Here is a 20,876-nt window from a genome sequence, read left to right as displayed (position 1 = left end):
CTCGGGCCGATGGCCGTGTGGAGGCATGGATGCCGGGTCAAGCCCGGCATGACGGAGGAGGTGGGCGTGTTATTCCCTCTTTGCGACGGGCGGATGGACCGACGCCGGCCCGGATTTTGCCGTAAGTGCGCTCTGTGATCTCTCCCCACCAACCCCGTCGCCCCGGCTTGGAGCCGTGGTCCATGGTTCCGCACACTCTTGGGCCGATGGTCGCGTGGAGGCATGGATGCCGGGTCGAGCCCGGCATGACGGAGGAGGTGGGCGTGTTATTTGCCCCTCTGCGACAGGCGGATGGATCGACGCCGGCCCGGGTTTCGCCGTAAGTGCGTTCTGTGATCTCCGTCCACCCACCCCGTCACCCCGGCCTTGAGCCGGGGTCCATGGCTCCGCATACTCTCCGGCCGATGGCCGCGCGGCGAAAGGGCCAGCAATACCGGCCTGACACCATGGCGGCGGTCGGCCTCGCGACCATGGCCGCGCTCCTCTTGGCCCCTCCCGTTTTCGGCGATACGCCGCCGCGCGACGGCCTCTCCGCCTATCTCGCGGCCCGTGCCGCCGACGCGCAGGGGCAGGGCGGGGCCGCGCTCGCCGACTACCGTGCCGCGCTGGACGCGGCCCCCGCCAACCCGGCGGTCGCGATCCGCGCCTATCGCGAGGCGCTCGCCGGTGGCGACCTGGCGCTCGCCCGACGTGCCGCGGCCGTCCTGACCCGCGCGGGCGTCGCGCCGATGGACGCCGCGCTGTTCCCGCTCGCCGACGCCGCCCGCGCCGACGACCTCGCCGCCGCCACGACCGCGACCGCCGCACTCGCCACCGACCGGCTGGCGCTACTCGTACCTTCGCTGCGCGGCTGGCTCGCCCGTGGGCGAGGGGAGGACGGCGCCGCCGCGATCGTCGCCGGCACCGATCCCGCCGGCCGTCGCCTCGCCACCGAGACGCGCGTGCTGCTCCTCCTCGCCGACGGCCGCCTCGACGACGGGCTCGCCGCCGTCCGCGCGCTCGGCACCGGCGCCACCGCCACCCGCGTGGCCGCGGCCGAGCTGCTGATCGGCGCGGACAAGTCGGCGGAAGCGCGGCGATTGCTCGGCTCCGACGCCTTCTCGCTCGCCGCCGCCCGAGCCGGCGCGACCGCGCGGCCCGATCTGGCCTGGGGCGTCTCGCGCCTCCTGCTCCGCGTCGCCGACGATCTGGACGGCGAGGACACCAGCGCCACCGCCGTGGCGCTCGCGCGCGCCGCGCTCGTCGCCGATCCGGGCTTTCAGCGCGCGCGGCTGCTCCTCGCCGATCAGCTCGGCCGCGGCGACGATCCCGCGCGCGCCTCCGCCGAGCTGGACGCCGTCCCGTCCCAAGGCCCGCTCGGCGCGATCGTCGCGGCGCGGCGCGTCGAGCTTCTCGCCCGGCAGGATCGCGTCCCCGCCGCCCTCGCGCTCGCCCGGACGCTCGCCGACGCGCCCGACGCGCGCCCGCTCGACCGGGCCCGCTACGCCGACCTGCTGTTCGGCGACGGCCGCCCGGCGGACGCGCTCCCCTGGTACGCCCGAGTCCTGAAGTCCGATGGGGCCCGCGACAATTGGGCCGCTTGGCTCCGCTACGGCGGCGCCCTCGACGAGGCAGGCCGCTGGCGAGACGCCGAGAAGGCGCTTCGCCGCGCCCTCGCGCTCGCGCCCGACGAGCCCTCCGTCCTCAACTATCTCGGCTACACGCTGGTCGACCGCGGCGAGGACGTGGCCGCCGGCACCGCCATGCTGGAGCGCGCGCACCGGCTCGCGCCCGACGATTCCGCGATCGCCGATTCGCTCGGCTGGGCCTATTTCCGGCGCGGCGATCTCGGCCGTGCGCTGTCGCTGGTCGAGGGAGCCGCCGTCGAACTTCCCGCCGACGCGGAGGTCAACGACCATCTCGGCGACCTTTACTGGGCGCTCGGCCGCCGTTTCGAGGCGCGCTACGCCTGGCGCGCGGCGCTGCTCACCGCCGAGCCGCGCGACCGCGTCGCGATCAACGCCAAGCTCGCGCGATGACCGACAGACCCGCGATCGTCGAACCCGCCCCCGCCAAGATCAACCTGGCCCTTCATGTCCGCCGCCGCCGCGCCGACGGCTATCACGACCTCGAAACGCTGTTCGCCTTCGCGCGCGACGGTGACGTGATCCGCGTAAAGGAGGCGGCCGAGGACTCGTTCCGGATCGACGGTCCGTTCGCCTCGTCCCTCTCTCCACCAGGAGGGGAGGATGCGGGAAGTGGGGGCGATAATCTGGTCACCCGCGCCCGCGATGCCTTTCGCGCGGTGAGCCCGACGCCGCCTGTCGCCATCACGCTGACCAAGAACCTTCCCGTCGCCTCCGGCATCGGCGGCGGCTCGGCCGATGCCGCCGCCACCCTCCGCGCGCTGGCCCGGCTGACCGGCACCGATCCGCGCGACTTTCACGCGGTCGCCGCCGCGCTCGGCGCCGACGTGCCGGCCTGCCTTTCCGGCCGCACCGCGCTGGGAACGGGGAAGGGCGACGCGCTCGCCGATCTGACCGGCCTCGCCGACACCCCGCTGCTCCTCGTTAACCCGCTGGTCGCCGTCTCCACCGCCGCCGTGTTCGCCGCTTGGGACGGGATCGATCGCGGTCCGCTCCCGGACGGCGACCTCCTTGCCCGCGCCCACGCCGGTCGCAACGATCTGGAGCCGGCCGCCACCACGCTCGCCCCGGTCATCGCCCAGGTTCGCGCGCTGCTCGACGCGGCCACCGGAGGAATCCTCAGCCGCATGTCCGGCTCCGGCGCTACCTGCTTCGCGATGTTCGACACGCCCGCCGCCCGCGATGCCGCAGCCGGGCAGGCACGCGCGCGCGGCTGGTGGACACTCGCGACCGAGATGAACTGATCTTTTCTCCTGTTCCGCTCTTGTTCCCACGGAACATAGCGCGTACATGGAGGCGAGACGCGTTGCCCTGGACGCGCGCATGTTCTAGCGATGGGAGCCCCCGATGGCCGCCAATCTGAAAGTGATCGACTCCGTGGCAGTTGCAACGACCGACCGGCAAAAGGCGCTCGACGCCGCGCTCGCCCAGATCGACCGCGCCTTCGGCAAGGGCTCGGCGATGAAGCTCGGCCAGAAGGAGACGATGCAGGTCGAGGCGGTGTCGACCGGCTCGCTCGGCCTCGATATCGCGCTCGGCGTCGGCGGCCTGCCGCGCGGCCGCGTGATCGAGGTCTATGGGCCGGAGTCGTCGGGCAAGACCACGCTCGCGCTCCACGTCATCGCCGAGGCGCAGAAGACGGGCGGCACTGCCGCCTTCGTCGATGCCGAGCACGCGCTCGATCCGGTCTACGCCAAGAAGCTGGGCGTCAACATCGACGAGCTGATCGTGTCGCAGCCCGACACGGGCGAGCAGGCGCTGGAGATCGTCGACACGCTGGTCCGCTCCAACGCGATCGACGTGCTGGTGGTCGATTCGGTCGCCGCGCTGGTGCCGCGCGCCGAGATCGAGGGCGAGATGGGCGACAGCCATGTCGGCCTCCAGGCGCGCCTGATGTCGCAGTCGCTGCGCAAGCTGACCGGCTCGATCAGCCGCTCGCGCTGCATGGTAATCTTCATCAACCAGCTCCGCATGAAGATCGGCGTGATGTACGGCAATCCGGAAACGACGACGGGCGGCAACGCCTTGAAATTCTACGCCTCCGTCCGCCTCGACATCCGCCGCACCGGCCAGATCAAGGACAAGGAGGACATCGTCGGCAACGCCACGCGCGTGAAGGTGGTGAAGAACAAGGTCGCCCCGCCGTTCAAGCAGGTCGAGTTCGACATCATGTACGGCGAGGGCATCTCCAAGATCGGCGAGATCCTCGATCTCGGCGTCAAGGCCGGGCTGGTCGAGAAGTCGGGCAGCTGGTTCTCCTACGACAGCGTCCGCATCGGCCAGGGTCGCGAGAACGCCAAGACCTACCTGCGTGACAATCCCGACATGGCCGACCGCCTCGAACGGGCGATCCGCCAGCGCACCGAGAAGGTCGCCGAGGAGATGATGGCCGGGCCATCCGAGGACGATGATATCTGACGCCAGGGGAGGCCCGCCGGAAACGGCGGGCCTTTCTCGTTCAAAAAGGCGAGAAGGCGCTTGGGCGTGACGTTGCAGGGTCGGCGTTGCTGTTGATCGGTCCGCTCCGCCCAACCCACCTAGTCACCCCGGACTTGTTCCGGGGTCCATGCTTCCGCATACTCCTTTCCACTGCTCGTGCGGATCGGGACCATCCCGCTATGACGGAGGGAGGAAGCTCGAAGTGACGGACCTGGGAGCGCAACCGCGTAGATGACCAGCATCGCCGACTGGCAGACCCGCGTCGGCGATGTCTGGGCCGCGGAGTGGCGCCGTACCGATCGCTCGCTCGCCGATCTGTCGAGCCATCTCGACGCCGCGATCCTCGCCGCCGCTCCATCCGCGCGCGCAACCGTGCTCGACATCGGCTGCGGTGCCGGCGCGACCAGCGCTGCGCTCGCCGCCGCCCGTCCCGACCTGTCGATCACCGGGGTCGACCTCTCGCCCGCGCTCGTCGAGATCGCCGGGGACCGCGTGCCCACCGCCGCCTTCCACGTCGGCGACGCCGCGGGCGGAGTGGCCGGGCAGGGGCCGTTCGACCTGCTGGTCTCGCGTCACGGCGTCATGTTCTTCGCCGACCCGGTCGCCGCCTTCGCGCGACTCCACGCCGTTGCCGCGCCCGGCGCCCGCCTCGTCTTCTCCTGCTTTCGCGGCCGCACCCGCAACGCCTTCGCCGGTGCACTCGTCGAAGAGCTCACTGGCACGCGCCCGCCCCTATCGACCGCGCCCGGTCCCTTCGCCTTCGCCGAAGAGCGGCACGTCGCGTCGATCCTCGCCGCCGCTGGGTGGCAGGACGCGGCTTCGGTCGCGACCGACTTCGCCTACGTGGCCGGCGAGGGCGCCGATCCGGTCGCCGATGCGGTCTCCTTCCTGTCGCGCATCGGCCCGCTCGCGAGCATCGTCGCCGCCGACCCTGCCGCCATGCGCTCCCGCCTCACTGCCGCGCTCGCGCGCTACGTCACCGCAACCCGCGTCGTCTTGCCCGCCTCGGCATGGATCTGGCGCGCCACCAAGGGGCCATCATGATCGTTGTCCACCATCTCGAGAACTCGCGCTCGCAGCGCATCCTGTGGATGCTGGAGGAGCTCGGCCTGCCCTATACCGTCAAGCGCTACGAGCGGAACAAGGAGACGATGCTCGCGCCGCCCGAACTCCGCCAGGTCCACCCGCTCGGCAAGTCTCCGGTGATCGAGGACGATGGCCAAGTGGTCGCCGAGACCGGCGCGATCGTCGAGTATCTGGTCGAGAAGGCGGACGGCCGCCTGGGTCCGCCCGCGCACCGCGAGGCGGCGCTCCGCTATCGTTTCTGGCTCCATTATGCCGAGGGCTCGCTGATGCCGCCGCTCCTCGTCAAGCTGATCCTCACCCGCATTCCGCTGCTCGGCAGGAAGATCGCCGGCCGCATCCAGCCGATGATCGACCGCCACCTCGACTATGTCGAATCCGAACTGGCGCGGCGCCCCTGGTTCGCCGGCGACGAGATGACCGCCGCCGACATCATGATGAGCTTCCCGCTGGAAGCCGCGCGCAGCCGCGGCGGCCTGGACGACAGCCGTCCCGCGACGATCGCGTGGCTGAACAAGGTCCATGCGCGACCGGCCTACCAAGCGGCACTCGCGAAGGGCGGGCCATACGCCTACGCGTAAGCGCCCGCGGCGCTTCCATGACCCTGTTCACGCGGAGGCGCGGAGATGCGGAGATGCGGAGATGTCTTGCGGGGCGCGGATGCCACGGTCGCCATCAACCGCCCGCCACGTCGAGCGGTCCATGGTAAGGCGCGGCATACGCCCCGGACGCCCTACCTCCGCGCCTCCGCGTGAACCCATTCTTTCTTCGGGCCTGGCGCCGATCGATATTCAGCGAAGAGGCCGCGTCATTCAGGGCTTGCCAGCCCGACGGAGGCAGCGGTCCAAGTGGGGAACGGGTATGAGAGGCGTTGCGCTGCTCCAACAGCCCTTTCCCACCTGGGCCCCGGCCTTCGCCGGGGTGGGAAAGATGCTGAAGGTCGATCCGTTCTAGCGCCCGATGTCCCCGAACCGGTCCTCCGCCACCTTCGGGCCATCGCCAGACGGCGCCGCAGGCGCCACGATCACCGACGGTTCGATCGGGTCGAGCCCGCCTTCCCACTTGGCGACCACGCTCGCCGCCACCGCGTTGCCGACGACGTTGGTGGCGGATCGTCCCATGTCGAGGAAATGGTCCACGCCCAGGATCAGCAGCAGCCCCGCCTCCGGGATGTTGAACATCGACAGCGTTCCCGCGATCACCACCAGGCTGGCACGCGGCACGCCTGCGATTCCCTTCGACGTCACCATCAGCACCAGCAGCATCGTGATCTGCTGCCCCAGCGTAAGGTCGATGCCATAGGCTTGCGCGATGAACAGCGACGCGAAGGTCATGTACATCATCGACCCGTCGAGGTTGAACGAATAGCCGAGCGGCAGCACGAAGCTGGCGATGCGCGGCGGTACGCCGAACCGGTCGAGCGCTTCCAGCGTGCGCGGGAACGCCGCCTCTGACGACGCGGTCGAGAAGGCCAGCACCAGCGGATCGCGGACGTAGCGGAACAGCTCGGTCGCCCGCCGTCCCACGATCACCCGCGCCGCCACGAACAGCACCAGCCAGAGAAGCGCGAGCCCCAGGTAGAAAGAGCCCATGAAGAAGGCGAGGTCGCCCAGGATGCCCGCGCCCCGCTCCGCCAGGGTCGCCGCCACCGCCGCGAACACCGCGACCGGCGCCACGTTCATGACGTAGCCGGTGATCCTGAGCATCACCTGCACCAGCGCCTCGGTCGCCCGCACCAGTGGCTGCGCAGCCTCGCCCACCGCGGTGATGGCGACGCCGACGAAGACGGAGAAGACGACGATCTGCAGGATCTCGTTCTCCGCCATCGCCTCAATGCCGGAGGCGGGGACGATGTGCGCGATGAAATTGGCGAAATCGAACGGCCCGTGCGCGACGCCGCTCGCCGTGGTCGCCGCCGGCACCGCCAGCGCCAGCCCGACGCCGGGTTGCAGCAGGTTGACCAGCATCAGCCCGAGCAGCAGCGAGACGAGGCTCGCGCCGATGAACCACAACAGGCTGCGGAGGCCGATCCGCCCCAGCGCGCCGGTGTCGCCCATGTGCGCGATCCCGACCACCAACGTCGAGAAGACGAGCGGCGCGATGATCATCTTGATGAGCCGAAGGAACAGCGTGGTGACAATGCCGAAATAACCGGCGATCTCCTCCAGCCGCGCGGCGGCGGCCGGGCTGCCGTCGTCGATCCAGCCGTTCAGCGACAGGCCCAGCGCGGCGCCCAGCACCAGCCCCAGCAAAATCCAATAGGTCAGCCGCTTGGCCATCCACGCCCACTCCCGATTGATGCGCGCGACGGAAGGGGATTGTGGCGCGTCCGTCAAGCGGTCACACCCGCCGATCATGCACGCATCCACCCGCCGCTCGCTCCTCAAGGCCGCCGCCGCGCTGCCGCTGCTCTCCGCCACCGGCATCGTCCGTGCCGCCGAGCCGGACCTGTCCGCGCTCGCCGACATGACCGGCGCCGCCCGCCCGATCGACGCCGCCGAGCGTGCCCGCCGCCTCGGCCGCGCGCAGGCGCTGATGAAGGCGAACGGCATCGGCGCCGTCGCGATCGAGCCCGGATCGTCGATGGTCTACTTCACCGGCGTCCGCTGGAGCCGCAGCGAGCGGCCGACGCTCGCGATCCTGCCCGCCGAGGGCCAGCCACTGATCGTCACGCCCTTCTTCGAGGAACCCTCGGTCCGCCAGACGCTCGCCGTGCCCGCGGAGGTCCGCGTCTGGCAGGAGGATGGGGACGCCACGAAGGTCGCCGCCGCCTGGCTGCGCGAGCGCCGTCTCGACCGCCGCCCGCTCGGGATCGAGGAGACGATGCGCTCGTTCATCGCCACGGGCCTCGCCGCCGCGCTACCCGACGCGCGTCAGGTGACCGCCAACCCGGTCGTGCGCGGCTGCCGGATGGTCAAGACCCCGGCCGAGATCGCGCTGATGCGGCTCGCGACCGACGTGACGATCGCCGCCTATCGCTGGACGCACCCGCGCGTCGAGAAGGGCATGACCGGCGCACAGATCGGCGCGCTGATGAACGCCGCGACGCGCAAGCTCGGCGGCGATCCCGAATTCGCACTCGCCCTGATCGGCCCCGCCGCCGCGCTCCCCCATGGCAGCCGCGAGGTGATCCGCGTCGCCGACGGCCAGGTCGTTCTCATGGATTGCGGCTGCACCGTGCAGGATTACCAGTCGGACGTGTCGCGCACCTGGGTCCACGGCCGCGCCGACAAGGAACAGCGCACCGTCTGGAACCACGTCGCCGCGGGTCAGCAACTCGCCTTCCGCACCGCGCGCATCGGCACGCCCGCGGGTGCCGTCGACGACGCGGTCCGCGCCGCCTATGCCCGGCTCGGCTACGGTCCCGGCTACAAGCTCCCCGGCCTGTCGCACCGCACCGGCCACGGCATCGGCATGGACGGCCACGAGCCCGTCAACCTCGTCCACGGCGAGACGACGCGGCTCGCCGCCGGCATGTGCTTCTCCGATGAACCCGGCCTTTATCTGCCGGGCAGGTTCGGCGTCCGCCTGGAGGATTGTTTCCACATGACGCCGACCGGCCCCGAATGGTTCAGCCGCCCGCCCCGCTCGATCGACGAGCCGGTCTGAGGCGGAGCGCCAACCCCGGCACCCGTCACCCCGGACGTGATCCGGCATGACGAACTGGACCATTGTCCCACAAGCCTGCGCCGCCCTCCGACAGGGGAACGCGGAACCGGACGGGCACCGGGACGGTGCGGCGTCCGGCCACGAGTCGTCTTGAGGGCCGCCGCGCGGTCGGTTAGGTCGCGGCCATGACCAGCACCAACGACATTCGCCGCGGCTTCCTCGACTATTTCGGCCGCGCCGGGCACCAGATCGTGCCCTCCGCGCCGCTGGTGCCGCAGAACGACCCGACGCTGATGTTCGTCAACGCCGGCATGGTGCCGTTCAAGAACGTGTTCACCGGCCTGGAGAAGCGGCCCTACTCGACCGCCACCTCCTCGCAGAAATCGGTTCGCGCCGGCGGCAAGCACAACGACCTCGACAATGTCGGCTACACCGCCCGCCACCACACCTTCTTCGAGATGCTGGGCAACTTTTCCTTCGGCGATTATTTCAAGGAACAGGCGATTCACCACGCCTGGACGCTGCTGACCAAGGAATGGGGCATCGACCCCGATCGCCTCACCGCCACCGTCTACCATACCGACGACGAGGCGTTCGCGTTGTGGCAGAAGGTCGCGGGGCTTCCCGAGCACCGCATCATCCGCATCGCCACCAAGGACAATTTCTGGGCGATGGGCGACGACGGCCCGTGCGGCCCCTGCTCGGAAATCTTCTTCGACCATGGCGATCATATTCCGGGCGGCCCGCCGGGATCGCCGGACGAGGACGGCGACCGCTTCGTCGAGATCTGGAACCTCGTGTTCATGCAGTACGAGCAGGCGGCGGGCGAGATCGTCTCCGAGCTGCCGCGCAAGTCGATCGATACCGGCATGGGGCTGGAGCGAATCGCCGCCGTCATGCAGGGCGTCCACGACAATTACGACACGGACACCTTCCGCGCGCTGATCGCCGCGTCGGAGGCGCTGACCCACACGACGGCGGAGGGCGACCGCAAAGCGTCGCACCGCGTCATCGCCGACCATCTCCGTTCCGCCGGCTTCCTGGTCGCCGACGGCGTGCTGCCGGCGAACGAGGGCAGGGGGTACGTGCTCCGCCGCATCATGCGCCGCGCCATGCGCCACGCGCACCTCCTGGGCGCGGCCGAGCCGCTGATGCACCGCCTGGTCCCGTCGCTCGTCGCCGAGATGGGCGCGGCGTACCCGGAACTGGTCCGCGCGCAGCCGCTGATCGAAGCGACGCTCGCTCAGGAGGAGACGCAGTTCCGCCGCACCCTCGACCGCGGCCTGAAGCTGCTCGACGAGGCGACCGCCGGGTTGGAGCAGGGTAGCACGCTCGCCGGGGAGACCGCGTTCAAGCTCTACGACACCTACGGCTTCCCCTACGACCTGACCGAGGACGCGCTCCGCGCGCAGGGCCTCGCCGTCGACCGCGCCGGCTTCGACACGGCGATGGCCGAGCAGAAGCGCGCTGCCCGCGCCGCCTGGAAGGGCTCGGGCGCCAAGGCGTCCGACGAGATCTGGTTCGACATCGCCGAGGCGTCCGGCTCGACCGAGTTCCTCGGCTACGCCAACGACGTCGGCGAGGGCGAGGTGCTGGCGCTCGTCCGCGACGGCGCCCGCGTCGAAACGGCCAAGCAGGGCGAACAGGTGTCGATCGTCGTCAACCAGACGCCCTTTTACGCGGAGAGCGGCGGCCAGGTCGGCGACGCCGGCACGATCACCACCGACCAGGGCCTGCGTATCCGGGTGACCGACACCACCAAGCAGCTCGGCCGCCTCTGGGTCCACCACGGCGAGGTCGAGGCGGGCGAGATCACGGTCGGCGATGCGGTGAAGCTGGCGATCGACCTCGACCGTCGCGGCGCGATCCGGTCGAACCACTCCGCCACCCACCTCCTCCACGAGGCGCTGCGCCAGCGGCTCGGCACCCATGTCGCGCAGAAGGGGTCGCTGGTCGCCCCCGACCGGCTTCGCTTCGACTTCTCGCAGCCGGTCGCCCTCACCCCCGCCGACATCGCGCGGGTGGAGGCGGACGTGAACGCGCAGGTCCGCGGCAACGGCCCCGTCGTCACCCGCCTGATGACGCCCGACCAGGCGATCGAGGAGGGCGCCATGGCGCTGTTCGGCGAGAAATACGGCGACGAGGTTCGCGTCGTGTCGATGGGCGAGGATGCCGACGGCACCTACTCGCTGGAGCTATGCGGCGGCACCCACGTCCGCGCGCTCGGCGAGATCGGTCTGTTCACCGTCATCGGCGAGGGCGCCGTCTCCTCCGGCGTCCGCCGCGTCGAGGCGCTGACCGGCGAGGCCGCGCGCGCCTGGTTCTCGCACCGCGATCACGTGCTGCGTGAGGCCGCCTCGGCGCTCCGCTCGACGCCCGACGAGGTGCCCGCCCGCGTCGCCGCGCTGCTCGACGACCGCCGCCGGCTGGAGCGTGAACTGGCCGAGGCGAAGAAGGCGCTCAGCCTCGGCGGTGGGCAGGGCGGTGCTCCTGCGGGCCCCGAGGACGTGAACGGCACCGCCTTCATCGGCCAAGTGCTCGACGGCTTCGAGGCCAAGGGCCTGCGCGGCGCGGTGGACGAGGCCAGGCAGCGTCTCGGCTCCGGTGTCGCCGCGATCGTCGCGGTCAACGACGGCCGTGCCTCCGTCGCGGTCGGCGTCACCCCCGATCTGGTCGCGAGCCGCAACGCCGTGGACCTGCTGCGCGTCGCCGTGGTGGCGCTCGGCGGGCAGGGCGGGGGCGGTCGGCCCGACATGGCGCAGGGCGGTGGCCCCGACGGCGACCAGGCGGCGGCGGCGCTCGACGCGATCCGCGCCGTGCTCGCCGGCTGATCGGCCAAGTGCCCGAAATCGCGCCTTTTCGCTGGAACGCCTCGCCCGTCCGTGGTTACTGATCGCGTCGGCCTTGCCTGAGGAGCAATCGTTGCGTCCAACGTTCCTGTCGCTCGCTGTTGTCGCCGCGCTCGCCCCCGTCGCGGCCCAGGCGCAGTCGGCGCGCGACCTGCTCGTCCAGGCGGCGTTCGAGGATCGCAGCAAGCCGGTGGCCGCTGCCCGGATCGAGCGCGTCATCGCCCTCACGGCGGCAGCCAGCGCGCGCAACCCGGACGACCAGGAGGCCGTGGTGGTCGGCGCCACCGCGCTCGGTTACCGCGCCAAGCTGAGCGGCAACCGCTCGCAGGCGGTCGCCGCGCGGCACGCGTTCGAGGCCGCCGCCGGGCGTTTCCCGCGCAACGCGGAGGCGCAGGTCGCGCTCGGCGCCTGGCACATGGGCATTATTTCCAAGGTCGGCCGCCTGGTCGGCCGGGTCATCGGCGCGCAGAAGAATGTCGGCTTGGCCGCGCTCGACCGCTCGGTTGCGCTCGGCGGTAACCGTGCCATGTTCGCCGGCCTTTCCGCGCTGCTCCGCCTCCAGGCCGATGCCGATGACGCGCGCGGACGCGCGCTGGCCGAACAGGCCGCCCGCGCGCCGACGCCGACCGCGATCGATCGCTACATGCAGCGCGCCTGCACCGCCGTCCTCGCGCCGCTCAGGAACGGCGACGACCGGACCGCCAGCGCGCTCGCCGACCGTCTGCTGCCCCTGGGATGGGTCCGCGACTGATCAGCCGCAGTCGAGCGAGTTTATTTTGCCGTCCTCGCTCAGGCGGATGTTCAGTCGATCCTCGCGCAGGTCCATCGTCGCCGCGTCGTCCGGCCGCAACACGCGCGCGGTGCGGGCGTTCGCCTCCCGCTGGATGTCGTCGCGCATCGACAGCTTGAACTCCTGACCGACCCATCGCATCCTGAGCGCCAGGTCGACGCGGCACGGGCCCGTCGGCAAGGGTTCCAGCGCGGGCGTCTGCGCGCAGGCGCCCAGCGCCAACGCCACGATCACGACATGCTTCATGCCACTTCCTCCGTCCGCGTCATCGTCAATCGGCCGCCTTGCACCGCGAAGGCGAGCCGCCCCTCGACCAGATCGAGCGCGTCGCGCCCGAACTGGTCATAGCGCCAACCCTCCAGCATCGGCAGCCCCTTGCGCGTTCCCGCCGCCAGGGCCTCCAGCTCGTCGGACCGCGCCAGCAGCTTCGACGCCACGTCGATGTCGCGCGACCGGATCTTGAGCAGCAGCTTGAGCAGGTCGGCGACCAGCGAGCCCTCCTTGCCCAACCCCGGCTTGCGATCGTCGCGGGGCGGCAGCTCCTCGGCGGAAAGCGGCGTCGCGCCCTCGATCGCGGCCATCAGCCGGGCACCGATATCGTTCGTGCCCCAGGTCGCCGACAGGCCGCGTACCTTGGCGAGATCGGCCTGCTTCCTCGGTGGATTGCCAGCAAGGTCGCCCAGCGTCTCGTCCTTGACGATGCGGCCACGCGGCAGGTCCTTGCCCTGGGCCTCCAGCTCGCGCCACCGCGCGATCGCCTTCAATCGGCCGAGCATGTCGGGCTTGCGCCCCGACACGCGCACCCGCTTCCAGGCGAGGTCGGGATCGTTGGCGTAGTTGGCAGGATCGGCCAGCCGCTCCATTTCCTGGTCCAGCCACGCGCCGCGCCCGGTCTTGCGCAGTCGCTCCAGCATCTTGGGGAAGATCGCCGCCAGGTGGGTGACGTCGCCGATCGCATACTCGATCTGCCGCTCGTCGAGCGGGCGCCTGGACCAGTCGGTGAAGCGTGCGCCCTTGTCGACCGAGATCCCCAGCCAGCTGTCGACCAGGTTGGAATAGCCGATCTGCTCACCCTGCCCCAGCGCCATCGCCGCCACCTGCGTGTCGAACAGCGGGTAGGGCGTCTTGCCGGTTAGGTTGTAGACGATCTCGATGTCCTGCCCGCCCGCGTGGACGACCTTCAGCACATCCTCATTCTCCACCAACAGTTCGAGCAGCGGCTTGAGGTCGATCCCCGGTGCCATCGGATCGATCGCCGCCGCCTCGTTCACGTCGGCGATCTGGATCAGGCAGAGTTCCGGATAATAGGTGCTCTCGCGCATGAACTCGGTATCGACGGTGACGAAGTCGGCATCGGCGAGGCGGCTGCAGAGATTGGCGAGCGTGGCGCTGTCGGTGATGAGCGGATGGATATGCATCGGCCCATCCATAACGAGCCCGCGCGGGTTGACAAAGAGGGGGTGGGAAGGGGAGGGCGCGCAGCATGACAAACATGCACGCCTACCGCACCCACAACTGCGCCGCGCTGACTGCCGCCAACGTCGGCGAGACCGCCCGCCTGTCGGGCTGGGTCCACCGCAAGCGCGATCACGGCGGCGTGCTGTTCCTCGACCTGCGCGACCATTACGGCATCACCCAGGTCGTCGCGAAATCGGGCAGCGCGATGCTCGACCTGCTCGACGGCCTTCGCGCGGAGACGGTGGTGACCGTCACCGGCGAGGTGGTGGCGCGCGAGGCGGGGCAGACCAACGCCAATCTGCCGACCGGCGAGATCGAGCTGATCGCGGGCGAGGTCGTCGTCCAGAGCCCTGCGCAGGAACTGCCGATGCCGGTGGCGGGCGACGCGGAATATCCGGAGGACATCCGCCTTCGCTACCGCTTCCTCGATCTGCGGCGCGAGCGGCTGCACGCCAACATCATGCTGCGTAGCCAGGTGATCGCCAGCATCCGCCAGCGCATGATCGGCCAGGGCTTCACCGAGTTCCAGACGCCGATCCTGACCGCCTCGTCGCCGGAAGGCGCGCGCGACTATCTCGTCCCCAGCCGCGTCCATCCGGGCAAGTTCTACGCGCTGCCGCAGGCGCCGCAGATGTTCAAGCAGTTGCTGATGGTGGCCGGCTTCGACCGTTATTTCCAGATCGCGCCCTGCTTCCGTGACGAGGACGCGCGCGCCGACCGTTCGCCCGGCGAATTCTACCAGCTCGATTTCGAGATGAGCTTCGTCACCCAGGAAGACGTGTTCCAGGCGATCGAGCCGGTGCTCCACGGCCTGTTCGAGGAGTTCGCCGACTGGCAGGGCAAGGGCCGTCAGGTCTCCGCCCTCCCGTTCAAGCGCATCCCCTACCGCGAATCGATGCTCCGCTACGGCAACGACAAGCCAGACCTGCGCAACCCGATCCTGATCTCCGACGTCAGCGAGCATTTCACCGGCTCCGGCTTCGGCCGCTTCGCCTCGATCGTGGAGGCGGGCGACGTGGTCCGCGCGATCCCCGCGCCGTCCACGGCCGACAAGTCTCGGAAATTCTTCGACGACATGAACGCCTGGGCGCAGGGCGAAGGCTTCGCCGGCCTCGGCTACGCGACGCGCAAGGGCGGCGAATGGGGTGGCCCGATCGCCAAGAACCACGGCGACGAGGGGATGGCCAGGCTCGCCGAGGCGCTCGGCCTCGGGCCCGACGACGGCGTGTTCTTCGCGGCCGGCAAGGAGGCGCAGGCCGCCAGGCTCGCCGGCCTCGCGCGTACCCGCGTCGGCGAGAGCCTAGGACTGATCGACCAGAACCGCTTCGAGTTCTGCTGGATCGTCGACTTTCCGATGTTCGAGTATGACGAGGACAACAAGAAAATCGACTTCAGCCACAATCCCTTCTCGATGCCGCAGGGCGAGATGGAGGCGCTGGAGACGATGAACCCGCTCGACATCCTCGCCTATCAGTACGACATCGTCTGCAACGGCGTGGAACTGTCGTCGGGCGCGATCCGGAATCACCGGCCGGAGATCATGTACAAGGCGTTCGAGATCGCCGGCTACAGCCAGGCCGACGTCGACACCAACTTCGCCGGCATGATTAACGCCTTCAAGTTCGGCGCGCCGCCGCACGGCGGATCGGCGCCGGGCATCGACCGCATGGTCATGCTGCTGGCGGGCGAGCCCAATATCCGCGAGGTCGTGCTGTTCCCGATGAACCAGCGGGCCGAGGACCTGATGATGGGCGCGCCCAACTTCGCCAGCCCCAAGCAGCTGAAGGAACTCAACCTCCGCTCCACGGCCGAGGTGAAGGACGTCGACGGGATCGTGGCGCCGTCGGCGGGCTGAGCCATCCCATTCGGTCACCCCGGCCTTGAGCCGGGGTCCAGGGCCAAGCAGTACGTCGCCCGTGGCGCTGGATGCCGGGACGAGCCCGGCATGACGGAGGGGAGGGAATCGCCATTATACTCCCCTCATTAACCCTGCCAACACGCCTGCCGCGTTAGGGAAGGGCGGCATGCTCGACGACCAACTGCAACCGGCGTCGCCGACCACGCTCTTCCGTAGCCTGGGCGTGACCGGCGTCCTGCTGCTGACGCTGTCGGTGGCGACGCCGGCCTCGTCGGTGTTCGTGATCGTCCCCGGCATGCTCCAAGTCGCGGGCACCGGTGCGGTCTGGGCGATGCTGCTCGCCGGCATCGTGTGCGTCGCCACCGCCTTCGTCTATGCCGAACTGTCGTCCGCCTGGCCGGTGGCGGGGGGCGAGTATGTCGCGGTCGCGCATACGCTCGGGCCGATGGCGGGCTTCGTCATGCTCGGCGTCAACGTGTTCAACAACCTGTTCTTCCCGCCCGTCGCCGGCCTCGGCATCAGCGCGGTGCTCGGATCGATCTACCCCGGCCTGCCGCAAATTCCGATCGCCGTCGCGGTGGTCGCTGGGGCGACGCTGGTCGCGCTGCTCCGCATCCGCGTCAACGCCTGGATCACCGGCCTCTTCCTGGCCGTCGAGCTTCTCACCCTGCTCGCGATCGTTGGTCTCGGTGTCGCCGATGCCGTGCGCCCGGTCGGCGAGTTCCTGACCCATCCCGTCATGCCCTCCGCGGCGAGCCTCGTCCCGGCATCTCCTGCGGCGATCGGCCTCGCCACCTCGATCGCGATCTTCGCGCTCAACGGCTACGGCGCCGCCGTCTATTTCGGCGAGGAGATGCTCGATGCGCCCCGTCGCATCGCCCGCGCGATCATGGCCTCGCTCGTCCTGACGCTGCTGTTCGAGATCGTGCCGACCGTCGCCGCGCTGGTCGCGGCACCCGATCTCCACGCGGTGGTCACGTCGAGCGACCCCTTCGGCCTGCTCGTCCGCTTCCGGGCGAACGACGCGCTCGCCGACTGGGTGTCGGTCGGCGTGGTGATCGCGATCGTCAACGCGGTGATCGCCTGCATCCTCGCCTGCGCACGCTTCTTCTACGGCACCGCGCGCGACAACGTTTGGGGGCGTCCGCTCGACCGCTGGATGATGCAGATCCACCCGCGGCTCGGCTCGCCGTGGATCGGCACGCTGATCGTCGGCGGGATCGGGGTGGCGTGCTGCTTCCTGCCGCTCACCCTGCTGCTGGTGCTGAGCGGCACCGGCCTCGTCGCCATCTACGCCGGCATCGCCGTCGCCGCGATCGTCGGGCGCCGCACGGGCGCGAGCGCGCACGCCGGCTATCGCATGCCGCTTTATCCGCTCGCGCCCGTGGTGACGCTGGTCGCGCTCGGCTACGTCGCCTGGACCAGCTGGTTCGACCTGGAGGAGGGGCGCCCCGGCCTGCTGATGACGGCGGCGCAGATCGCCCTCTCGGCGGCCTATTACCATTTCGTCCTGCGCCGGCGCGGCACTTGGACCGCGACGCTGCCGACGGCGTGACTTTCGTCCGGTCAGCGCCTATCTGGCAGGCATGAACGAGATGACCCCGATCCGGCCCGCCCGCGAGCGCAAGCCCGACTGGATTCGCGTCAAGGCGCCGACCAGCGCCGGCTTCGCCGCCACGCGTGAGCTGATGCGCGCCAAGAGCCTCACCACGGTGTGCGAGGAGGCGGCCTGCCCCAATATCGGCGAATGCTGGTCGAAGAAGCACGCCACCGTCATGATCCTCGGCGACACCTGCACCCGCGCCTGCGCCTTCTGCAACGTGAAGACCGGCATGCCACGCGCCGTCGACGCGCGCGAGCCGCAGAACGTCGCCGATGCCGCGGCGCAGATGGGCCTCCAGCACATCGTCGTCACCTCGGTCGACCGCGACGACCTGCCCGACGGCGGCGCCTCGCAGTTCGTGAAGGTCATCCACGCGATCCGCGCCGCCAACCCGACCACCACGATCGAGATCCTGACGCCGGATTTCCGCAACAAGGCGCAAGCCGCGGTCGAGTCGATCGTCGAGGCGCGCCCGGACGTCTACAACCACAATCTCGAAACCGTGCCGCGGCTCTATCCGACGATCCGCCCCGGCGCGCGCTACTACGCGTCGTTGCGCCTGCTGGAGAGCGTCAAGCGCCACGATCCGTCGATCTTCACCAAGTCCGGCGTGATGCTCGGCCTGGGCGAGGAGCGGCTGGAGGTTCATCAGGTGATGGACGACATGCGCTCGGCCGACATCGATTTCCTGACCATGGGCCAGTATCTCCAGCCCACGCCGCGCCACGCCAAGGTGGCCGAGTTCGTCACCCCCAAGGCGTTCGACGCCTATGCCGGCATCGCCCGCGCCAAGGGCTTCGGCCTCGTCGCCTCGTCGCCGCTGACCCGGTCCAGCTACCACGCCGGCGAGGATTTCGCGCGCCTGCGTGCCGCACGCGAGGCGAAGCTGGCGCGCGCCTGATGCCCAAGCACCAGGAAACGCGCCATCTGCCCTACACGCCGGAGCAGATGTTCGATCTCGTCGCCGATGTGAAACGCTATCCCGAGTTCCTGCCCTGGGTCTCCGCCATGCGCGTGCGCCGGGACGGCGAGACGGAAACGCTGGCCGACATGATCGTCGGCTTCAAGGGCCTGCGCGAAACCTTCACCAGCCGCGTGGAAAAGCAGCGGCCGGAGCGGATCAGCGTCGATTACGTCGATGGGCCGCTCAAGCACCTGCGCAACGAATGGGTGTTCCGCCCGGAAGGAGAGGGCTGCGCCGTCGACTTCACCGTCGATTTCGCCTTCAAGAACCGCGTGTTCGAGATGCTCGCCGGTCAGGTGTTCGGCCAGGCGCTCCGCCGCATGATCGGCGCGTTCGAGACCCGCGCCGCCGCTCTTTACGGGGCGGCCGGCGGCATCAGCAGTTCGAGCGCGCACAGCGCCGCCTGAAGCCGGACCCCGGCCCGGCCGTTATTGTCGAACTGCTTGCGATCGGCGTGCACGTCGGCCTGCTCGTGCCCCTTCTCGGCCCGCGCGAAGACGACCGTCCCGACCGGCTTCTTCTCCGATCCGCCGCCCGGCCCCGCGATTCCAGTGATCGCCACCGCCACGTCCGCGCCCGACCGCTCCAGCGCGCCGCACGCCATCGCCCAGGCGGTGGCGATCGACACCGCGCCGAACGTCTCCAGCACGTCGCCGGCGACCTTCAACAGCGCCTGTTTCGCCTCGTCCGAGTAGGTGACGATGGAGGCGAGCAGCACCTCCGACGATCCCGGCACCTCGGTCAGCGCGGCCGCGACGAGACCGCCGGTGCAGCTCTCGGCCAGCGCCACGGTGCGCCCGGCGGCGCGATTGGCCTCCACCACGCGCGTGGCGGCGGCGACCAGATCGGGGGGAAGCAGCGTGTCCATGCTCAAGGCGCCGGGCACAGCGGCAGGTCGGGCGCGTCGGAACGGCCGCCGCGCGCGCGATCGGCCTTCAGATACTGGAGCACGGTGACGATCACCCCGGCGGTATTGCGCGGCGGCAGCGGTTCGAGCAGCGTCACCAGCCGGTCGATCGTCCCGCAGTCTGCCAGCGCGATCCGCCCGACGATCAGCGGCGTGATGAGGCTGGTGAGCACCGGCCGCGCATAGTCCGATTGCAGCAGCAGCGTCGCGGCGGGATTGCTCAGCTTCGCGATCGCCCCCTGCGCCGCCGGCCAGGCGGCGTCGGCCGCCGCCTGATATTTGGCGACCAGCGGCCCTTGCCGCCGTCGGATCAGACTCGCCGCCGGCAGGCGCGCGGCGCAGACCTGCCCCGTCTGGGTGATTATCTCGGGCAGCGCGACCAGCGCGAGCGACTCGGCCTCCAGGGCGGTCAGGCAGGGCCGCGGCTGCGCGACGGCGGGCGACGCGAGCAGGGCCGCGGCGGCCAGCAAGGCGGTGACCCGCTTCATCGCGGCTGCCCCGGCAGGCTAACGGTCGCCATCGCCTGCGCGGCGATCCCTTCGCCCCGGCCGGTAAAGCCCAGCCGCTCGGTCGTCGTCGCTTTCAAGCTGACGCGATCCGGCACGATCTCGAGGATGGCCGCGATCCGTTCCACCATCGCCGCGCGATGCGGCCCGATCTTGGGCGCCTCGCAGATGATCGTCAGGTCGATGAAGTCGATCCGCCCGCCGCGTGCCCGGATCAGCGAGGCGGCATGCGCCAGGAACTGATCGGACGCCGCTCCCCGCCACTGCGGGTCGGTCGGCGGGAAATGCGTGCCGATATCGCCCGCCGCGATCGTACCGAGCAGCGCATCGGTCAGCGCGTGCAGCGCCACGTCGGCGTCGCTGTGCCCCGACAATCCCTGATGGTGCGGGATCAGCACGCCGCCCAGCCACAATTCCTCGCCATCCTCCAGCCGGTGGACGTCGAAGCCGGACGCGCTGCGCGTCTCCCAGGCGACCCGCGCCTCGGCGGCGGCGATGTCCTCGGGGTAGGTGACCTTGTCGAGCATCGTGTCGCCCTGCACCAGAACGACCGTTCCGCCAAGCCGCCGCACCATCTGCGCGTCGTCGGTCGCCTCTTCATCCGCCGGCCAGGCCGCGTGCGCCTCCACCAGCGCGCGGCGGCGAAAGCCCTGCGGCGTTTGCACCCGGTGCAGCCCTGCGCGCGGCACCACGCCGCCGCCATCGTCGACCAGCGTGTCGGCAACTGCCCGCACCGGGATCGCCGCATCGGCTTCGTCGAGCGCCGCCAACACTCGGTCGATCACCTCGGCCGGCAGGAAAGGCCGTGCCGCGTCGTGCACCAACACCCGCTCGGCCTCGCCCGCCGCGGCCAGCCCGCGCGCCACCGACTCGCGCCGCGTCGCGCCACCGGTCACGGTCCGTACTGTTCCCAGCGCGTCGCGCGCCATGTCCTCCTGGCCCGCGCCGATCACCACCAGCACTTCGTCGATCGCCGGATGCGCGACCAGTGCATCATAAGCGTGGGCGATCATCGGGCGACCGGCCAGCAGCGCGAACTGCTTGGGCACGCGACCGCCGACGCGCGTTCCGCTGCCTGCCGCCACCAGCAGCGCCACCGTTCGTCCTTCGCTCATCACAGCGGCGTAGCGGAGCGCTGCCCGCCTTGCCAGTGGAGCGTCGGGGGTGGTAGAGGCTGCCTAAATT

Annotated in this window: 18 protein-coding genes; 12 read left to right on the top strand and 6 right to left on the bottom strand. The window is 70.3% G+C overall.

Annotated features, from left to right (window positions below):
• Positions 1-404 precede the first annotated feature (404 nt).
• The 5 genes from BM145_RS01690 to BM145_RS01670 all read left to right on the top strand — a co-directional run bounded on the left by BM145_RS01690 (position 405) and on the right by BM145_RS01670 (position 5,728).
• Complete coding sequence (locus BM145_RS01690; protein WP_245738995.1) at positions 405-2,018, top strand: tetratricopeptide repeat protein; 1,614 nt, start codon at positions 405-407, stop codon at positions 2,016-2,018.
• Positions 2,015-2,869: a 4-(cytidine 5'-diphospho)-2-C-methyl-D-erythritol kinase gene (locus BM145_RS01685; RefSeq protein WP_093330452.1), complete on the top strand. Its 855-nt coding sequence runs from the start codon at positions 2,015-2,017 to the stop codon at positions 2,867-2,869. The genes BM145_RS01690 and BM145_RS01685 overlap by 4 nt, the downstream gene beginning before the upstream one ends.
• 103 nt (positions 2,870-2,972) lie before the next feature.
• Complete coding sequence (recA, locus tag BM145_RS01680) at positions 2,973-4,043, top strand: recombinase RecA (protein WP_093330450.1); 1,071 nt, start codon at positions 2,973-2,975, stop codon at positions 4,041-4,043.
• A 252-nt stretch (positions 4,044-4,295) separates the two neighbouring features.
• On the top strand, positions 4,296-5,108 hold the full coding sequence (locus tag BM145_RS01675; protein ID WP_093330447.1) for a class I SAM-dependent methyltransferase: 813 nt from the start codon (positions 4,296-4,298) through the stop codon (positions 5,106-5,108).
• Complete coding sequence (locus BM145_RS01670; protein WP_093330445.1) at positions 5,105-5,728, top strand: glutathione S-transferase family protein; 624 nt, start codon at positions 5,105-5,107, stop codon at positions 5,726-5,728. The genes BM145_RS01675 and BM145_RS01670 overlap by 4 nt, the downstream gene beginning before the upstream one ends.
• 369 nt (positions 5,729-6,097) lie before the next feature.
• Here BM145_RS01670 and BM145_RS01665 read toward each other — a convergent pair whose 3' ends face one another.
• Positions 6,098-7,426 carry a dicarboxylate/amino acid:cation symporter gene (locus BM145_RS01665; RefSeq protein WP_093330442.1) on the bottom strand — a complete coding sequence of 443 codons (1,329 nt, stop codon included), beginning with the start codon at positions 7,424-7,426 and terminating at the stop codon, positions 6,098-6,100.
• Between the two features lie 76 nt (positions 7,427-7,502).
• On the opposite strand from BM145_RS01665, the gene BM145_RS01660 reads away from it, so the two are divergent.
• The 3 genes from BM145_RS01660 (at position 7,503) to BM145_RS01650 (ending at position 12,356) form a co-directional block, all read left to right on the top strand.
• A complete protein-coding gene (locus BM145_RS01660) occupies positions 7,503-8,756 on the top strand; it encodes a M24 family metallopeptidase (protein WP_093330440.1) in 1,254 nt (417 codons plus the stop codon).
• A 185-nt stretch (positions 8,757-8,941) separates the two neighbouring features.
• Positions 8,942-11,587: an alanine--tRNA ligase gene (gene alaS / locus BM145_RS01655; protein WP_093330437.1), complete on the top strand. Its 2,646-nt coding sequence runs from the start codon at positions 8,942-8,944 to the stop codon at positions 11,585-11,587.
• Between the two features lie 91 nt (positions 11,588-11,678).
• A complete protein-coding gene (locus BM145_RS01650; RefSeq protein WP_093330435.1) occupies positions 11,679-12,356 on the top strand; it encodes an acyl-CoA dehydrogenase family protein in 678 nt (225 codons plus the stop codon).
• On the opposite strand, the gene BM145_RS01645 is transcribed toward BM145_RS01650, so the two are convergent.
• Both BM145_RS01645 and rnd read right to left on the bottom strand, forming a co-directional pair.
• On the bottom strand, positions 12,357-12,641 hold the full coding sequence (locus BM145_RS01645) for an I78 family peptidase inhibitor (RefSeq protein WP_093330432.1): 285 nt from the start codon (positions 12,639-12,641) through the stop codon (positions 12,357-12,359).
• Positions 12,638-13,813 carry a ribonuclease D gene (gene rnd / locus BM145_RS01640; protein ID WP_093330835.1) on the bottom strand — a complete coding sequence of 392 codons (1,176 nt, stop codon included), beginning with the start codon at positions 13,811-13,813 and terminating at the stop codon, positions 12,638-12,640. The genes BM145_RS01645 and rnd overlap by 4 nt, the downstream gene beginning before the upstream one ends.
• A 74-nt stretch (positions 13,814-13,887) precedes the next feature.
• On the opposite strand from rnd, the gene aspS reads away from it, so the two are divergent.
• From aspS to BM145_RS01620, 4 genes are all read left to right on the top strand, one after another.
• Positions 13,888-15,708: an aspartate--tRNA ligase gene (aspS, locus tag BM145_RS01635; RefSeq protein WP_093330430.1), complete on the top strand. Its 1,821-nt coding sequence runs from the start codon at positions 13,888-13,890 to the stop codon at positions 15,706-15,708.
• A gap of 169 nt (positions 15,709-15,877) precedes the next feature.
• Positions 15,878-17,266 carry an APC family permease gene (locus tag BM145_RS01630; protein WP_093330427.1) on the top strand — a complete coding sequence of 463 codons (1,389 nt, stop codon included), beginning with the start codon at positions 15,878-15,880 and terminating at the stop codon, positions 17,264-17,266.
• 31 nt (positions 17,267-17,297) lie between these two features.
• A complete protein-coding gene (gene lipA / locus BM145_RS01625; protein WP_093330424.1) occupies positions 17,298-18,215 on the top strand; it encodes a lipoyl synthase in 918 nt (305 codons plus the stop codon).
• Positions 18,215-18,685 (top strand): type II toxin-antitoxin system RatA family toxin, encoded by a 471-nt coding sequence (locus tag BM145_RS01620; RefSeq protein WP_093330421.1) that lies wholly within the window; start codon positions 18,215-18,217, stop codon positions 18,683-18,685. Before lipA ends, BM145_RS01620 begins: the two co-directional genes overlap by 1 nt.
• On the opposite strand, the gene BM145_RS01615 is transcribed toward BM145_RS01620, so the two are convergent.
• Genes BM145_RS01615 through BM145_RS01605 form a run of 3 tightly spaced genes read right to left on the bottom strand, consistent with a single transcriptional unit; the run spans position 18,634 to position 20,806 of the window.
• Positions 18,634-19,146: a CinA family protein gene (locus BM145_RS01615; RefSeq protein WP_093330418.1), complete on the bottom strand. Its 513-nt coding sequence runs from the start codon at positions 19,144-19,146 to the stop codon at positions 18,634-18,636. The two genes, BM145_RS01620 and BM145_RS01615, sit on opposite strands and share 52 nt — an antisense overlap.
• 2 nt (positions 19,147-19,148) lie before the next feature.
• Positions 19,149-19,673, bottom strand: a complete 525-nt coding sequence (locus BM145_RS01610) for a hypothetical protein (protein ID WP_093330415.1) — start codon at positions 19,671-19,673, stop codon at positions 19,149-19,151.
• Complete coding sequence (locus BM145_RS01605) at positions 19,670-20,806, bottom strand: bifunctional 2-C-methyl-D-erythritol 4-phosphate cytidylyltransferase/2-C-methyl-D-erythritol 2,4-cyclodiphosphate synthase (RefSeq protein ID WP_177200047.1); 1,137 nt, start codon at positions 20,804-20,806, stop codon at positions 19,670-19,672. Before BM145_RS01605 ends, BM145_RS01610 begins: the two co-directional genes overlap by 4 nt.
• Between the last annotated feature and the right edge of the window lie 70 nt (positions 20,807-20,876).

The sequence above is a fragment of the Sphingomonas rubra genome (genome assembly GCF_900115745.1).
GTDB lineage: Bacteria > Pseudomonadota > Alphaproteobacteria > Sphingomonadales > Sphingomonadaceae > Sphingomonas > Sphingomonas rubra.
Note: the sequence above shows the minus strand (reverse complement) of the source record. Positions and strands in the feature narration are given on the sequence as shown.

Excerpts from the sequence above, each read along its gene's own strand:
- BM145_RS01610 (WP_093330415.1), bottom strand. The coding sequence starts at position 19,673 with ATGAAGCGGGTCACCGCCTTGCTGGCCGCCGCGGCCCTGCTCGCGTCG.
- alaS (WP_093330437.1), top strand. The coding sequence starts at position 8,942 with ATGACCAGCACCAACGACATTCGCCGCGGCTTCCTCGACTATTTCGGC.
- BM145_RS01685 (WP_093330452.1), top strand. The coding sequence starts at position 2,015 with ATGACCGACAGACCCGCGATCGTCGAACCCGCCCCCGCCAAGATCAAC.
- BM145_RS01630 (WP_093330427.1), top strand. The coding sequence starts at position 15,878 with ATGCTCGACGACCAACTGCAACCGGCGTCGCCGACCACGCTCTTCCGT.
- BM145_RS01605 (WP_177200047.1), bottom strand. The coding sequence starts at position 20,806 with ATGAGCGAAGGACGAACGGTGGCGCTGCTGGTGGCGGCAGGCAGCGGA.
- rnd (WP_093330835.1), bottom strand. The coding sequence starts at position 13,813 with ATGCATATCCATCCGCTCATCACCGACAGCGCCACGCTCGCCAATCTC.
- BM145_RS01620 (WP_093330421.1), top strand. The coding sequence starts at position 18,215 with ATGCCCAAGCACCAGGAAACGCGCCATCTGCCCTACACGCCGGAGCAG.
- BM145_RS01660 (WP_093330440.1), top strand. The coding sequence starts at position 7,503 with ATGCACGCATCCACCCGCCGCTCGCTCCTCAAGGCCGCCGCCGCGCTG.
- BM145_RS01670 (WP_093330445.1), top strand. The coding sequence starts at position 5,105 with ATGATCGTTGTCCACCATCTCGAGAACTCGCGCTCGCAGCGCATCCTG.
- recA (WP_093330450.1), top strand. The coding sequence starts at position 2,973 with ATGGCCGCCAATCTGAAAGTGATCGACTCCGTGGCAGTTGCAACGACC.
- lipA (WP_093330424.1), top strand. The coding sequence starts at position 17,298 with ATGAACGAGATGACCCCGATCCGGCCCGCCCGCGAGCGCAAGCCCGAC.
- BM145_RS01675 (WP_093330447.1), top strand. The coding sequence starts at position 4,296 with ATGACCAGCATCGCCGACTGGCAGACCCGCGTCGGCGATGTCTGGGCC.
- aspS (WP_093330430.1), top strand. The coding sequence starts at position 13,888 with ATGCACGCCTACCGCACCCACAACTGCGCCGCGCTGACTGCCGCCAAC.
- BM145_RS01665 (WP_093330442.1), bottom strand. The coding sequence starts at position 7,426 with ATGGCCAAGCGGCTGACCTATTGGATTTTGCTGGGGCTGGTGCTGGGC.
- BM145_RS01645 (WP_093330432.1), bottom strand. The coding sequence starts at position 12,641 with ATGAAGCATGTCGTGATCGTGGCGTTGGCGCTGGGCGCCTGCGCGCAG.
- BM145_RS01690 (WP_245738995.1), top strand. The coding sequence starts at position 405 with ATGGCCGCGCGGCGAAAGGGCCAGCAATACCGGCCTGACACCATGGCG.
- BM145_RS01615 (WP_093330418.1), bottom strand. The coding sequence starts at position 19,146 with ATGGACACGCTGCTTCCCCCCGATCTGGTCGCCGCCGCCACGCGCGTG.